Genomic DNA, 15189 nt, shown 5'->3' with positions numbered 1-15189 from the left:
GGTATAATAGAAGGTAGAAAAAACGAGGAAATATAAATGATTTTTGATACACATACCCACTTGAATGTGGAAGAATTTTCAGGAAGAGAAGCAGAAGAAATAGCCTTAGCAGCTGAAATGGGTGTGACTCGGATGAATATTGTTGGTTTTGACAAACCGACTATTGAGCGTGCCTTGGAATTGGTGGAAGAATATGACCAACTTTATGCGACGATTGGTTGGCATCCAACAGAGGCAGGGACCTATACAAAAGATGTTGAGAATTACCTGTTGGATAAGCTAAAACATCCTAAAGTGGTAGCCTTGGGTGAGATTGGTTTGGACTATCACTGGATGACAGCCCCAAAAGAAGTGCAGGAGCAAGTTTTCCGTCGTCAGATTCAGCTATCAAAGGAATTGGACTTACCTTTTGTAGTTCACACCCGTGATGCGCTCGAAGATACCTATGAAATTATCAAAAGTGAGGGAGTCGGTCCCCGTGGTGGCATCATGCACTCCTTCTCAGGTTCTCTGGAATGGGCTGAAAAGTTTGTGGAGTTAGGTATGACCATTTCCTTTTCTGGAGTGGTAACTTTCAAGAAGGCAACAGATATCCAGGAAGCAGCCAAAGAATTGCCTTTGGATAAGATTTTAGTAGAGACAGATGCGCCTTATTTAGCCCCAGTACCCAAGCGTGGTCGCGAAAACAAGACAGCTTACACGCGCTATGTAGTGGACTTTATTGCAGACTTGCGTGGCGTGACAACAGAAGAATTAGCTGCTGCGACAAGTGCAAATGCAGAACGAATTTTTGGACTGGAAAGTAAATCATGAAAGAGAAAATTTCCCAAGTCATCGTAGTCGAAGGGCGTGATGATACGGCCAATCTCAAACGTTATTTTGATGTGGAGACCTATGAGACTCGTGGCTCTGCTATCAATGAGCAGGACCTTGAACGAATCCAACGTCTACACCAACGTCATGGGGTGATTGTCTTTACAGATCCTGACTTCAATGGGGAACGCATTCGTCGTTTGATTATGACGGCTGTTCCATCAGTGCAACACGCTTTTCTCAAGCGTGATGAGGCAGTTCCTAAGTCCAAGACCAAAGGACGTTCCCTAGGAATCGAACATGCCAGTTATGAAGACTTGAAAACAGCGCTGGAACAAGTCACAGAGCAGTTTGAAGCAGAAAGTGACTTTGACATTAGCCGTAGTGACTTGATTCGATTGGGATTTTTGGCTGGAGCAGATAGCCGAAAACGCAGAGAATATCTAGGAGAGAATCTTCGTATCGGTTATTCCAATGGGAAACAACTTCTCAAGCGTTTAGAATTATTTGGCATCAGTTTAGCTGAAGTTGAAGATGCCATGAAATCATATGAGAATTGAGAAACCGTCCCAAAATGTAGGGGGAATATGATACAATAGAAGTAAGCATATACGGTTTAATCAGGCTTGATAGCAAGCATTAGAAAAGTGCTCCACGGGATTAGCCTTGTGTGGAGTTAATGAGGAAAAGTTATGGGAATCTTTGATTTTTTAAAAAAGACGGAAGCAACTGAGGCGAGTAAGGAAACGGTAGAAACGAAAGGCAATGCTTGCGTGGGTGTTCTAGATTTGTTCCCGATGAAGGAAACGAATCAATTATTGATTGTTGGAAGTCTAGAAGGTAGTCTCAAGGTTGGAGATCAGTTGCAGTTTTGCAATCCCGACCAAGGAATGGAAAGTCTTGGTAGTGTAGAGGTTAAAAAACTCAGCAGTCAGAATAAGGATGCAGATAGTCTAACTGATGAAGTTCTTGCCCATCTAGTGGTTGATAGGATTCCTTCTTTGGATAAACTGAAAAAAGGAAGTGTGCTCTTTAGTTCGGGTGTTGATGAAGAGCAAAAATTATCTAGCTATTCAGATGCTCTTTATCGTGCTTTTGTAGCCATTCAAGAAGGTCAATTGACTAATGAAGACTATTTAGCAGCTAGTCTTGATGATAGCGTAGAGATTTTACGCCTCTTTTTATGGAAATGCCGTCAAAATCAGGAAACTGAAAGTGAAGAAAGCTATCAAGCTAACACCCGCAAGTTGGAGCGTCTAGCAGAAATTGTCAAGGATAAGTTGTTAGCAGCAGATTCAGTTTATGCAGTTTTCTCAGAAAAAACAGGCGAACCCTATCTTTTCTCAACGACCTATGACAGGGGAGAAGAGGGGTATCTCTGTACGGATCCCATGATCATGCTTTTGACGCCATCTTGGTATCGCCAATTCAAGGAAACCATTGATAGTCGACCAAACTCTGTCGTAAAACTGATTGAAAATACGGAAGATAAAAAAGGGATTGAGAATTTCCTTGGAACAGCCTTTTACTTAAATGGTGCCTTGGGAGCAATCTTTAATTCCAAGGAAGTTAGCATCAGTGCCTCGGCCTTGGTCCAAAAACCAGATTATTCTAATTTGCCAGAAATACAAGTTCCTGTAATGAATCCTGACCTAGTAAGATGGATGTTGTTGATGGGACAATTGGATAGCCCGACGACAGAAGATGAAGAAGTAATTTATAAGCTCTATTATAAGTTCTTTTCAGAAGCTATGCCGAAAGCTAAATTCCTAATTCCTCTAGATGCGGCTTCGGAATTTAAGGGCGATAGTCAGGAAGGAAATTCCTTCGTTTTAGAAAAAGATTCTAGTTTCAACATTCCAGTTAAAGAAGGAAAAAATGGCAGAAATTCTGTTCCAGTATTTACTGATTGGAAACGTCTGCGAATGGTCTTTGACGAAAAATGGAATGGCATGATTGAAGAAGCGGGAGGCATGATTGAAGTTTTTGACTATGCCATTAATCCAACGGAGTATTATGAAGCGGGTGCTTATGTTAGCCTAACAGCTTTTAAAGAGATGCAAAAGCTTGGTGAGGAACTAGAAGGCAGAGCTAACGGTTAAACAAAGAATGAAAATACGAGTTGATAGAGATTCTGTCTGTATGGGGGACGATGTTCTGTCGCATGAGATAGAATTTGATGTTCCTGAAGATATGACGGTGAAAGATTTTTTTGGTTTTCTAGAAAAGGAACGTTATTTGCCGTCTATCCAAGGAAATAATGTGGCCTGGGAACTCCATAATCGAAATGGGGAACAAGGTGTTTATTTCACTAAAACAGGAGAGATTATCCATCCAGATGGAGTATTAAAAGAGATGTTGGAAGGAATTACTGAGACACCCTTATTTGTTTTGCTCTATCATTACACCCCGGAAGCATACTACATTAGTAAAGAGAATAAATGAGAATTGCAGATGATGTCCTGACCAAGGTTGAACTGGTCATGTATTGTTATCGTCCCTTTGTGCTTTTTGAAACATCTTTTTAAATGAAGTCTAGGTTTTTGATTGGGGATGAAAAATTGGAAACTATATAGTTTTATCTACATCCTACTTGAACCACTAACCTTTTTCAAAGATTGTGAAAGGAAATGATATGGCAAATAGAAGTTATATTTACTTAAAAAACGGAGATGAAGCTCGTATCTTAACAGAAGGCATCTACACGATACCTTATTTTTGGCAATTGTTTTGGGATGAAGAAGATTTAAAAGCTCCGATTGCTCTCTGGGAAACAGCAGAAAAACTGGAAGAAGATGAAGAGCAAGCAGAAAGATTTTACCAAGAGCAGAATGTAGATATCTTGCTTTCTATTGAAAAATTCCAGCAGAATGCCCTCAAAAACCGATCTTTTTTAGAAGAGAATGCCCAACAATCCGTGCAACTATATGATGCCTTTGTCCGTTATATTCTTGCAAATGTCAAAGATGGTGATGTGCTCGGATTTGATCTTTTAGATGTTGTTTTTATGGACCAAGTGTCTGTTGTTTCTGATAAACTGTTAAAAAATATACGAGCTATTCGGGAAAATCAACCCAAAGATTTAGATTTTTCTTTGACTGAAAAGAACTTAATTGGTCTTGCTATGGGTTTTCCTGATTATTATGCTTCAGAATTATTGCCAGAAGACAATATTCTAGATTCGGTTGCCTATCAGGATGAACTGAAGAAAACGAACCCCCAAGAAGATAAGAAAGTGCTTGATATGACTGGATCTGATTCAAAAGGGAACAAGCCTCGTGTTCTTTTAGTGTTTTGGATTTTGTTGGCACTAGGAATTATGTGGGTTTTATATATTATTTTTAGCTAATAAATAGAAAAGAGAATAAATGAGAATTGCAGATTATAGCGTGACCAAGGCAGTGCTGGAGCGTCACGGTTTTACATTTAAAAAGTCCTTCGGACAAAATTTCCTGACGGATACCAATATCCTTCAAAAAATTGTGGATACGGCTGAAATTGATGACCAGGTTAATGTTATCGAAATAGGGCCGGGTATTGGTGCCTTGACGGAATTTTTGGCTGAGCGTGCAGCTGAAGTTATGGCCTTTGAGATTGACCACCGCTTGGTACCAATCCTAGAGGATACCCTGCGTGATTTTGACAATGTGACCGTAGTTAACGAAGATATTCTAAAGGTTGACTTGGTCCAGCATATCCAAAATTTTAAAAATCCTGACCTGCCTATTAAGGTAGTAGCCAACTTGCCTTACTATATCACGACACCTATTCTCATGCATTTGATTGAAAGTGGCATTCCGTTTAGTGAGTTTGTGGTCATGATGCAAAGAGAAGTGGCGGATCGTATCTCTGCTCAACCAAATACCAAGGCTTACGGTAGCTTGTCGATTGCTGTGCAGTATTACATGACGGCCAAAGTTGCCTTTATCGTACCTCGTACGGTCTTTGTACCAGCGCCAAATGTGGACTCAGCCATCCTGAAAATGGTACGCCGTCCAGAGCCAGCGGTTGCGGTAGAAGATGAGAATTTCTTCTTTAAGGTTTCCAAGGCTAGCTTCACTCACCGCCGCAAGACCTTGTGGAACAACTTGACAGGTTACTTTGGGAAGACTGAGGAAGTCAAGGATAAGCTGACCAAGGCTTTGGAGCAAGCCGGCTTGTCACCAAGTGTACGTGGTGAAGCTCTTGGTTTAGAAGAATTTGCCAGTCTAGCAGATGCGCTTAAAGGACAAGGACTCTAGGATGCAGGGACAAATCATTAAAGCTTTGGCCGGCTTCTACTATGTGGAGAGTGATGGTCAGATTTATCAGACACGCGCGCGTGGAAATTTTCGAAAAAAAGGCCATACGCCCTATGTTGGAGATTGGGTAGATTTTTCTGCGGAGGAAAATTCCGAGGGTTATATCCTCAAGATTCACGAACGAAAAAATAGTCTGGTTCGCCCGCCTATTGTCAATATTGACAAAGCTGTTGTCATTATGTCCGTTAAAGAACCTGACTTTAATAGCAACTTGTTGGATCGCTTTTTGGTTCTTTTAGAGCATAAGGGCATTCATCCTATCGTCTATATTTCTAAAATTGACTTACTGGAGGATAGGGGAGAACTGGATTTTTACGAGCAGACCTATGGTGCTATTGGTTACGACTTTGTGACCAGTAAAGAGGAACTCTTGCCCTTGTTGACAGACAAAGTGACGGTCTTCATGGGGCAGACAGGTGTTGGGAAGTCAACTCTCCTCAATAAAATTGCACCAGATCTCAATCTTGAAACAGGAGAAATTTCAGATAGTCTGGGTCGTGGGCGCCATACCACTCGAGCTGTTAGTTTTTACAATCTCAATGGTGGGAAAATCGCAGACACGCCAGGGTTTTCATCTCTGGATTATGAAGTGTCAACAGCAGAAGACCTTAATCAGGCCTTTCCAGAGATTGCATCTGTTAGCCGAGATTGCAAGTTCCGTACTTGTACTCATACTCATGAGCCTTCCTGTGCGGTTAAGCCAGCAGTAGAAGAGGGGATTATTGCTACCTTCCGTTTTGATAACTACTTGCAATTCCTCAGTGAGATTGAAAATCGTAGAGAAACCTATAAAAAAGTCAGCAAAAAAATTCCAAAATAAGGAGAAACCTATGTCTCAATACAAGATTGCTCCGTCAATTCTGGCAGCAGATTATGCCAACTTTGAACGTGAAATTAAACGCCTAGAAGCAACTGGGGCAGAATATGCCCATATCGATATCATGGATGGTCACTTTGTGCCACAAATCAGCTTTGGTGCAGGTGTGGTCGAAAGCCTTCGCCCCCATAGCAAGATGGTTTTTGATTGCCACTTGATGGTATCTAACCCTGAACATCATCTAGAGGACTTTGCGCGTGCGGGAGCGGATATTATCAGCATCCATGTTGAGGCAACACCTCATATCCATGGCGCTCTTCAAAAAATTCGTTCTCTCGGTGTTAAACCTTCGGTAGTCATCAATCCTGGTACGCCTGTTGAAGCGATTAAGCATGTGCTTCATTTGGTTGACCAAGTATTAGTCATGACCGTTAACCCAGGTTTCGGCGGACAAGCATTTCTGCCTGAAACCATGGATAAGATACGTGAATTGGTTTCCCTTCGTGAGGAAAAAGGCTTGAATTTTGAAATTGAAGTGGATGGTGGGATTGATGATAAAACTATTGCTCAAGCCAAAGAAGCTGGTGCAACAGTTTTTGTAGCAGGATCCTATGTTTTTAAGGGAGATGTCAATGAACGAGTGCAAGCTCTCAGAAAACAACTGGACTAAAGTTGCAGTTTTTGCAGGCGGAGACCGCGGTCACTATCGGACAAATTTTGACTGCTATGTCGGTGTGGACCGAGGCTCGCTTTGGGTACTAGAGGAAAAACTTCCTCTTTCTCTTGCAGTTGGGGATTTTGATTCTGTGACTGTAGAAGAACGTCAGTTGATTCAGGCGAATGCCCAGCACTTTGTCCAAGCCCAGCCAGAAAAAGATGATACGGATCTGGAACTAGCGCTTTTAACGATTTTTGAAAAAAGTCCTCAAGCTCAGGTGACCATTTTTGGTGCCCTAGGTGGTCGCATTGATCATATGTTGGCCAATGTCTTTTTACCCAGTAATTCCAAATTGGCACCCTATATGCGCCAAATAGAGATTGAGGATGGGCAAAACTTGATTACCTATTGCCCAGAAGGGACCAGTCAGTTAGAACCACGTTCTGACTATGATTACCTTGCTTTTATGCCTGTGAGGGATAGTCAGTTGACCATTATCGGAGCCAAGTACGAACTGACTGAGGAGAATTTTTTCTTTAAGAAAGTTTACGCTTCTAACGAATATATAGATAGGGAAGTGTCAGTGACTTGCCCAGATGGCTATGTGGTTGTGCTGCATAGTAAGGACAGGAGGTAGGATGGAAAGTTTACTTGTTGTTTTATTAGTTGCTAATCTAGCCGGCCTCTTTCTCATTTGGCAAAGGCAGGACAAGCAGGAAAAATATCTGACCAAGAGTTTGGAAGACCAAGCTGACAATCTTTCGGATCAGTTGGATTATCGATTTGAACAAGCTCGACAAGCTAGCCAACTAGATCAAAAGGACTTAGAAGTGGCTGTCAGTGACCGTTTGCAGGAGGTGAGGATTGAATTGCACCAGGGTCTGACACAGGTGCGCCAAGAGATGAACGAAAACCTTCTCCAAACCAGAGATAAGACTGACCAACGACTACAGGCCTTGCAGGAGTCAAATGAGCAACGCTTGGAACAGATGCGCCAAACGGTCGAGGAAAAGCTAGAAAAGACCTTGCAGACACGCTTGCAGGTCTCCTTCGAGACGGTTTCTAAACAACTGGAATCTGTCAATCGAGGTCTGGGTGAAATGCAGACGGTTGCGCGAGATGTCGGTGCGCTTAATAAAGTCCTTTCTGGAACCAAGACCCGAGGAATTCTAGGTGAATTACAACTGGGGCAGATTATTGAAGACATCATGACACCTGCCCAGTATGAACGAGAATTTGCAACGGTTGAAAACTCTAGTGAACGTGTGGAGTACGCCATCAAGTTGCCTGGACAAGGTGACCAGGAATATGTCTATCTACCAATCGACTCTAAGTTTCCCCTGGCGGATTATTACCGTCTGGAAGAAGCCTATGAAGCAGGTGACAAGGACGAGATTGAGCGCTGTCGTAAGTCTCTCCTAGCAAGCGTCAAGCGTTTTGCCAAGGATATCAAGAGTAAGTACCTGGCGCCACCTCGGACAACTAATTTTGGAGTCTTATTTGTTCCGACAGAAGGTCTCTATTCGGAAATCGTTCGCAATCCGATTTTCTTTGATGATTTGAGACGGGAGGAGCAAATTATCGTTGCAGGTCCAAGTACCTTATCAGCCCTACTCAATTCTCTATCTGTTGGCTTCAAAACTCTCAATATCCAAAAGAGTGCTGACCATATCAGTAAAACCCTAGCTAGTGTCAAAACAGAATTTGGCAAGTTTGGAGGTGTTCTGGTCAAGGCACAAAAACATCTCCAACATGCCTCTGGCAATATTGATGATTTATTAAACCATCGTACTACAGCTATCGAGCGAACGCTTCGTCACATTGAGTTATCAGAAGGTGAGCCTGCGCTTGATTTGCTCCAATTCCAAGAAGATGAGGAAGAATATGAAGATTAGTCACATGAAGAAAGATGAGCTTTTTGAAGGCTTTTACCTGATCAAGTCAGCTGACCTGAGACAGACACGTGCTGGGAAAAATTACCAAGCCTTCACCTTCCAAGATGATAGTGGAGAAATCGAAGGGAAGCTCTGGGATGCTCAACCCCACAATGTTGAAACCTTTACAGCAGGGAAAGTAGTCCATATGCAAGGTCGTCGTGAAGTGTACAACAATACGCCTCAGGTTAATCAAATCACCCTTCGCTTACCACAACCTGGCGAACCAAATGACCCAGCGGACTTCAAGGTTAAATCTCCAGTAGATGCCAAAGAGATTCGTGAGTATATGGCGCAGATGATTTTTAAAATTGAAAATCCAATTTGGCAGCGAATTGTTCGGAATCTCTACACTAAGTATGACAAGGAATTCTACTCCTATCCAGCTGCTAAGACCAACCATCATGCCTTTGAAACAGGTCTTGCTTATCATACAGCTACTATGGTTCGTTTAGCAGAAGCAATTGCAGATATTTATCCTCAGCTCAATAAGAGCTTGCTCTACGCGGGGATTATGTTGCATGACCTGGCCAAGGTTATTGAGTTGACAGGTCCTGACCAGACAGAGTACACAGTAAGAGGAAACCTTATCGGTCATATCGCTCTGATTGATAGCGAAATTACCAAAGCAGTAATGGAGCTTGGCATTGATGATACCAGAGAAGAAGTTGTACTTCTTCGCCATGTCATTCTCAGTCATCATGGTCTCCTTGAGTATGGTAGTCCAGTTCGTCCTCGAGTGATGGAAGCAGAAATTATTCATATGATTGATAATTTGGATGCCAGCATGATGATGATGACAACAGCTCTGGCCCTTGTTGATGAGGGAGAAATGACCAATAAAGTCTTTGCTATGGACAATCGTTCCTTCTACAAGCCAAAATTAGACTAGAAACTAAAAAAATGAACTTTATTTAGGCAATAAAGTTCGTTTTTTTGCTTTAGTGTGATATAATGAGAAAAAGACTAAATAAAAAAGAATGGTAAAAATATAATGAAATTAAGAAGAAGTGATCGGATGGTTGTCATTTCCAATTACTTGATTAACAATCCATACAAATTAACCAGTCTCAACACCTTTGCGGAAAAGTATGAATCTGCCAAATCGTCTATTTCTGAAGATATCGTCATCATTAAACGTGCTTTCGAAGAAATTGAAATCGGTCATATTCAAACGGTGACAGGTGCTGGTGGTGGTGTTATTTTTACACCATCGATCTCTACCCTTGAGTCTAAAACGATTATCGAAGAGCTTCGTGATAAACTTTCAGAGAGTGACCGCATTCTGCCAGGTGGCTACATTTATTTATCTGACCTATTGAGCACTCCAGCTATTTTGAAAAATATCGGTCGCATTATTGCTAAGAGCTTTATGGATCAGAAGATTGATGCCGTTATGACTGTTGCGACCAAAGGGGTTCCGCTTGCGAATGCGGTAGCAAATGTCCTCAACGTACCATTTGTCATTGTCCGTCGCGACTTGAAAATCACTGAAGGTTCAACTGTTAGTGTCAACTATGTTTCAGGTTCTAGTGACCGTATCGAAAAGATGTTCCTTTCAAAACGTAGCCTCAAAGCAGGAAGTCGTGTCTTGATCGTCGATGACTTCTTGAAGGGTGGAGGAACCATTAACGGGATGATTAGCCTCTTGTCTGAGTTTGATTCAGAGTTGGCTGGTGTAGCTGTCTTTGCTGATAATGCACAGGAAGACCGTGAACAACAGTTCGACTACAAGTCACTCTTGAGAGTCACGAACATTGATGTGAAGAACCAACAAATTGCTGTTGAAGTTGGAAATATCTTCGATACAGAAAAATAAGAATTGACTTGAAATACAAAGGTTGGAACTTTCGTCCCAGCCTTTCTTTGATAATGAATATGAAGGAGTCCTATGAAAACACCATTTATTAAACGTGATGCCTTAGAAAAGATTGTTGAGGAGTTTCCAACCCCATTCCATCTTTACGATGAAAAAGGGATTCGTGAGAAAGCACGCGCAGTAAACAAGGCCTTTTCTTGGAATAAGGGCTTTAAAGAATACTTCGCAGTTAAAGCAACCCCAACACCAGCTATCTTGAAGATTTTGCAAGAAGAAGGATGTGGAGTGGATTGTTCTAGTTATGTAGAACTCTTAATGAGTCACAAGCTTGGGTTTACAGGGGCGGATATGATGTTTTCATCTAATAACACCCCAGATAGAGAGTATGCTTATGCTCGTGAATTAGGTGCGACGATTAATTTAGATGCCTTTGAAGATATCGAGCATTTGGAACGTGCAGCAGGCATCCCAGAAATCATCTCTTGCCGTTACAATCCTGGTGGCGTATTTGAACTGGGCACGGACATTATGGATAATCCTGGTGAAGCTAAGTTCGGGATGACTAAGGAACAGCTTTTTGAAGCCTTTGCCATCTTGAAAGAAAAGGGAGCTAAAACCTTTGGGATTCATTCCTTCCTAGCGTCAAATACAGTGACCCATCTCTACTATCCAGAATTAGCACGTCAGCTTTTTGAGTTAGCGGTAGAAATCAAGGAAAAGTTAGGTATTTCACTGGACTTTATCAATCTTTCTGGAGGTATCGGGGTTAACTATCGCCCAGATCAAGAACCTAATGACATCGCTTTGATTGGTGAGGGAGTTCGTCAGGTTTATGAAGAGGTTTTGACACCAGCAGGCCTTGGTCAAGTTAAGATTTTTACAGAACTAGGACGTTTCATGTTGGCACCTCATGGCATTCTCGTCACAAAAGTTACTCATAAAAAGAAAACCTACCGTACTTATCTAGGAGTAGATGCGTCAGCTGTCAATCTTATGAGACCGGCTATGTACGGTGCTTACCATCATATTACTAATATGATGCATCCTGATGGTCAGACTGAAGTAGTTGATGTTGTTGGCTCTCTTTGTGAAAACAACGATAAGTTTGCAGTTAATCGTGAACTACCTCAAACAGAAATTGGTGATTTGTTAGTCATTCATGATACAGGTGCGCATGGCTTCTCTATGGGCTACCAGTACAATGCCAAGCTTCGTTCGGCAGAAATTCTCTATACAGAGGACGGTGGAGCACGCTTGATCCGCCGAGCAGAGCGACCAGAGGATTATTTTGCGACTCTCTATGGGTTTGATTTTGACAAGGATTAATAAATATTTTGAAAATCATGAAAGTTGAAAGTGAAAAACAGATTGTTTTCTAAAAAATAGGCAAAATCTGTGGTTTTTCTTTTCAGTCATGGTATAATAAAGACTATAAAACGTTTTCAAGGAAGGTAACGATATGTCTGAGGAAATAATTGACTATGGACAAGTGACAGGAATGGTGCATTCGACAGAGAGTTTTGGGGCGGTAGATGGCCCTGGGATTCGTTTTATTGTCTTTTTGCAAGGCTGTCAGATGCGTTGCCAATATTGCCATAACCCAGATACTTGGGCTATGGAAACAAATAAATCTCGTGTACGAACAGTAGATGATGTTCTAGAAGAAGCGCTTCGTTATCGTGGTTTCTGGGGTGACAAGGGAGGTATCACAGTCAGTGGAGGAGAAGCCCTCTTGCAGATTGATTTCTTGATTGCCCTCTTTACTAAGGCAAAAGAAAAAGGTATCCACTGTACCTTGGATACTTGTGCCCTTCCATTCCGTAACAAACCACGCTATCTAGAAAAGTTCAACAAGTTAATGGCCGTGACAGACTTGGTTCTCCTTGATATCAAGGAAATCAACGAAGCACAACACAAGATTGTTACCAGTCAAACCAATAAAAATATTCTGGCTTGTGCTCAGTACTTGTCAGAAATCGGTAAACCTGTTTGGATTCGTCATGTGCTAGTGCCAGGATTGACAGATCGCGATGAAGATTTGATTGAACTTGGTAAGTTTGTAAAAACTCTCAAAAATGTTGATAAGTTTGAAATCTTGCCTTATCACACCATGGGTGAGTTCAAATGGCGTGAACTTGGGATTCCGTATTCACTTGAAGGAGTTAAACCTCCAACAGCAGATCGTGTTAAGAATGCTAAGGAATTGATGGATACAGAAAGCTATCAAGATTACATGAAACGTGTACATGGATAAAAAGAAGCCTGATGGAAACATCGGGCTTTTAAGTTTACACAAATACATACGGATAAGACTAAAATAAACAAAATTTTTATGATTTATACTCTTCAAAAATCTCTTCAAACCACGTCAGCTTCCATCTGCAACCTCAAAACGGTGTTTTGAGCAACCTGTGGCTCGCTTCCTAGTTTGCTCTTTGATTTTCATTGAGTATTATATGACAATACAGATTTTATAAAGATTTAAAATTCTGAAAAAAATCCGAAAATTATTGGTTAATCTATACTTGTTTAAAACGACAAAACAACAAATTGAACAGGAGACATCTATGGAACAAAGTATTACCATTAAAAATCTATGTAAGTCATATGGTCAAACTCAAATTTTAAAAGATATTTCTTTTGAAGCCAAAGCAGGTAGAGTAACTGCTTTCCTGGGTCCAAATGGAGCTGGTAAAAGTTCAACCTTACGTATCTTATTAGGATTAGATAAAGCAACATCTGGCCTTGCCAAAATTGGAGATCAAACTTATAAGGAATTACAATTTCCTCTAAAGACTGTAGGAGCTTCATTTGATAGTGTAGGAGCTCCTGATGATCGGACTGTTTATCAACATTTGAAAATTGTTGCTGCTAGTAATGGGATATCCAGTCAGCGAATTGAGCAAGTCTTGGATATGGTGGATATTAGCCATAAGAAAAAATCTAAAATTGGGAAATTATCATTAGGAGAAGGACAACGCTTGGGAATTGCAACAGCTTTATTAGGGAATCCTCAGTATCTGATATTGGATGAACCGACAAATGGATTGGATCCAAGAGGAATTCGGTGGTTTAGAGAGTTTATAAAAAAACAGGCTCAAGAAGGGAAGACAGTCCTACTATCATCTCATATATTATCGGAAGTGGAAGCAGTAACAGATGATGTCGTCATCATAAATAAAGGAAAAGTTCTTATAAAAGGGACTTTACAAGAAGTGATGAAAAATCTTTCTTCACTAGAAGAAGTCTTCTTTAGTTTAACAGAGGGAGGAAAGTGACATGGCACTTATTTACTCGCTTCATTCTGAAATATTGAAATTACTTTATAAGAGAGCTACTCATATTGTACTATTCTTGATACTGGTATTTCAAACGTTTTTAGCAAATATTGGTGCATCTCAAATTGTTTCAGTTGGTATCCATGCTACACCAGAGACAACCCCAGAGTTAGTAGAAGCTATTCCACCTATTGAATTTTTAGGATTTGATGTTACTCTAGTTGGCATTTTTTTTATGATTATCTTAGGCTCAATCTACGGAGCTGAAGAGTATAAAGGCTCTGCTATTCGCACAAGCCTCCTCTCGAATACGAGTCGAATTACTCTCCTAGTTTCAAAGACATTAATTTGGCTGGCATTTTCTTTTGTCATTTCCTTCCTATCAATATTTCTGACGATTAACATGACACATTATGTTTTAGGACAAGATGGTTTATTGCTTTTTTCACTAAATGGGACAGTTTGGTTCTATATGTTTTTGGACAGTATAGCTTGGACATTGTTGGGGCTTTTAGCCTATGTTCTAGCTTTAACATTTAAAAAAGCCCTTGTTCCCCTATTGTTTTTGCTTCCTCAAGTCTACAATTTAGGAACATTCTTAGCCGACCATATATCAATTGCAAAATTTCTGCCAGTTTCATTGAGCTATGGACTGATTGCTACATCTCCTCAAATGTTAGAACAGAATAGTTTACAAAATATTTTGCTTTTACTATGTTGGAATTTGTCATTCTTGGCTTTGGCAATCTACCGATTACTTCAGTCAGATATCGGAGGAGGTGAGTAAGTTGAAAGATCAACTTAAAAGTGAGTATCTCAAGTTTATGATGAATCCTTGGCACTGGTTGATTATAGGTGCTCTGTTACTTTGTGTTCCGGCGATGGTTATTTTTTTAAATAGTAAGCCAGACCAGTTGACACTAGACTTTGTTTTGGAACAGCTACTGCAAAGTCTCTATCTAGGACAGGCAGGTTTCATTAGTCTAGCTGTCCTATTTATAGGTCAAGAATTTACAGGTTCTAGCCTTCGTACCAGTTTTCTTACCTGTCCAAACCGTTTGAAATTTATAATATGTAAACTAGCTATTGTGTTATGTGTGGAAATTGTATTATTGCTAGCTGTAATATCAGTATGTATACTAATTGCCCAAGGATACTACAATATCAATCTTTTGAGCAATATTAAACATGTTCTAACAATCCTATTTCCAGTTTGTATTTCTATTTTAACCTTCTCTCTTTTAAGTGGTATTTTTGTATTTATTTCCCAGTCTTTTATCTTAATTTTGGGAATAAGTTTATCCCTTTTATTGGGGTTGGGACAAATGCTACTACAATTCAGTTCTTTTTTTAGAAATTTACCATTACTAGCTAGTATGAACTGTTACTATATCCATCCTTTATCACTTTATTATCCAGTTTGGCAAGGTCTGGGGATACAAATAGTTTGGTTATTAATTGTTTTTGTAGTTGCTACACTGATACTTAGAGAAAGAAATGTACGCTAAAGACAGGGGATATCCTGTCTTTTTATCAGTTAATGATATAATATAATTTAGGAGCGTGAGT

Annotated in this window: 17 protein-coding genes; all 17 read left to right on the top strand. The window is 40.5% G+C overall.

The annotated features are described in order from the left end of the window. Positions 1 to 36 precede the first annotated feature (36 nt). The 17 genes from ADH81_RS08735 (at position 37) to ADH81_RS08655 (ending at position 15128) form a co-directional block, all read left to right on the top strand. The gene (locus tag ADH81_RS08735; protein ID WP_049528319.1) at positions 37 to 813 is read left to right on the top strand and encodes a TatD family hydrolase; all 777 of its coding nucleotides are present in this window, start codon (positions 37 to 39) and stop codon (positions 811 to 813) included. Next, positions 810 to 1373 carry a ribonuclease M5 gene (rnmV, locus tag ADH81_RS08730; RefSeq protein WP_049528316.1) on the top strand — a complete coding sequence of 188 codons (564 nt, stop codon included), beginning with the start codon at positions 810 to 812 and terminating at the stop codon, positions 1371 to 1373. The genes ADH81_RS08735 and rnmV overlap by 4 nt, the downstream gene beginning before the upstream one ends. A gap of 132 nt (positions 1374 to 1505) precedes the next feature. Beyond that, a complete protein-coding gene (locus ADH81_RS08725; protein ID WP_049528313.1) occupies positions 1506 to 2915 on the top strand; it encodes an SseB family protein in 1410 nt (469 codons plus the stop codon). Positions 2916 to 2922: 7 nt separating this feature from the next. Then, the gene (locus ADH81_RS08720) at positions 2923 to 3258 is read left to right on the top strand and encodes a hypothetical protein (RefSeq protein ID WP_049528311.1); all 336 of its coding nucleotides are present in this window, start codon (positions 2923 to 2925) and stop codon (positions 3256 to 3258) included. A 190-nt stretch (positions 3259 to 3448) separates the two neighbouring features. Continuing rightward, the gene (locus ADH81_RS08715) at positions 3449 to 4162 is read left to right on the top strand and encodes a hypothetical protein (RefSeq protein ID WP_049528308.1); all 714 of its coding nucleotides are present in this window, start codon (positions 3449 to 3451) and stop codon (positions 4160 to 4162) included. 19 nt (positions 4163 to 4181) lie between these two features. Further along, on the top strand, positions 4182 to 5054 hold the full coding sequence (rsmA, locus tag ADH81_RS08710; protein ID WP_049528306.1) for a 16S rRNA (adenine(1518)-N(6)/adenine(1519)-N(6))-dimethyltransferase RsmA: 873 nt from the start codon (positions 4182 to 4184) through the stop codon (positions 5052 to 5054). A gap of 1 nt (position 5055) precedes the next feature. Continuing rightward, a complete protein-coding gene (rsgA, locus tag ADH81_RS08705; protein ID WP_049528303.1) occupies positions 5056 to 5934 on the top strand; it encodes a ribosome small subunit-dependent GTPase A in 879 nt (292 codons plus the stop codon). 10 nt (positions 5935 to 5944) lie between these two features. Next, complete coding sequence (gene rpe, locus ADH81_RS08700; protein ID WP_049528300.1) at positions 5945 to 6601, top strand: ribulose-phosphate 3-epimerase; 657 nt, start codon at positions 5945 to 5947, stop codon at positions 6599 to 6601. Then, entirely contained in the window at positions 6564 to 7226 is a 663-nt protein-coding gene (locus tag ADH81_RS08695) for a thiamine diphosphokinase (protein WP_049528297.1), read from the top strand. Before rpe ends, ADH81_RS08695 begins: the two co-directional genes overlap by 38 nt. A gap of 1 nt (position 7227) precedes the next feature. Further along, positions 7228 to 8484, top strand: a complete 1257-nt coding sequence (gene rmuC / locus ADH81_RS08690) for a DNA recombination protein RmuC (protein WP_049528294.1) — start codon at positions 7228 to 7230, stop codon at positions 8482 to 8484. After that, positions 8474 to 9415, top strand: a complete 942-nt coding sequence (locus ADH81_RS08685; RefSeq protein WP_049528292.1) for a 3'-5' exoribonuclease YhaM family protein — start codon at positions 8474 to 8476, stop codon at positions 9413 to 9415. Before rmuC ends, ADH81_RS08685 begins: the two co-directional genes overlap by 11 nt. Positions 9416 to 9517: 102 nt before the next feature. Continuing rightward, positions 9518 to 10342, top strand: coding sequence for a pur operon repressor (purR, locus tag ADH81_RS08680; RefSeq protein WP_049528290.1), 825 nt, complete (start codon positions 9518 to 9520; stop codon positions 10340 to 10342). 72 nt (positions 10343 to 10414) lie between these two features. After that, on the top strand, positions 10415 to 11668 hold the full coding sequence (locus tag ADH81_RS08675; RefSeq protein WP_049528287.1) for a diaminopimelate decarboxylase: 1254 nt from the start codon (positions 10415 to 10417) through the stop codon (positions 11666 to 11668). A gap of 133 nt (positions 11669 to 11801) precedes the next feature. After that, positions 11802 to 12596 carry a pyruvate formate-lyase-activating protein gene (pflA, locus tag ADH81_RS08670; RefSeq protein WP_001287990.1) on the top strand — a complete coding sequence of 265 codons (795 nt, stop codon included), beginning with the start codon at positions 11802 to 11804 and terminating at the stop codon, positions 12594 to 12596. Positions 12597 to 12909: 313 nt separating this feature from the next. Next, positions 12910 to 13620 (top strand): ABC transporter ATP-binding protein, encoded by a 711-nt coding sequence (locus tag ADH81_RS08665; protein ID WP_049528284.1) that lies wholly within the window; start codon positions 12910 to 12912, stop codon positions 13618 to 13620. A 1-nt stretch (position 13621) separates the two neighbouring features. Beyond that, complete coding sequence (locus ADH81_RS08660; RefSeq protein WP_049528281.1) at positions 13622 to 14407, top strand: hypothetical protein; 786 nt, start codon at positions 13622 to 13624, stop codon at positions 14405 to 14407. Between the two features lies 1 nt (position 14408). Next, positions 14409 to 15128 (top strand): hypothetical protein, encoded by a 720-nt coding sequence (locus tag ADH81_RS08655; protein ID WP_049528278.1) that lies wholly within the window; start codon positions 14409 to 14411, stop codon positions 15126 to 15128. Positions 15129 to 15189 lie beyond the last annotated feature (61 nt).

It is taken from the genome of Streptococcus pseudopneumoniae, assembly GCF_001072925.1.
GTDB lineage: Bacteria > Bacillota > Bacilli > Lactobacillales > Streptococcaceae > Streptococcus > Streptococcus pseudopneumoniae_Q.
Note: the sequence above shows the minus strand (reverse complement) of the source record. Positions and strands in the feature narration are given on the sequence as shown.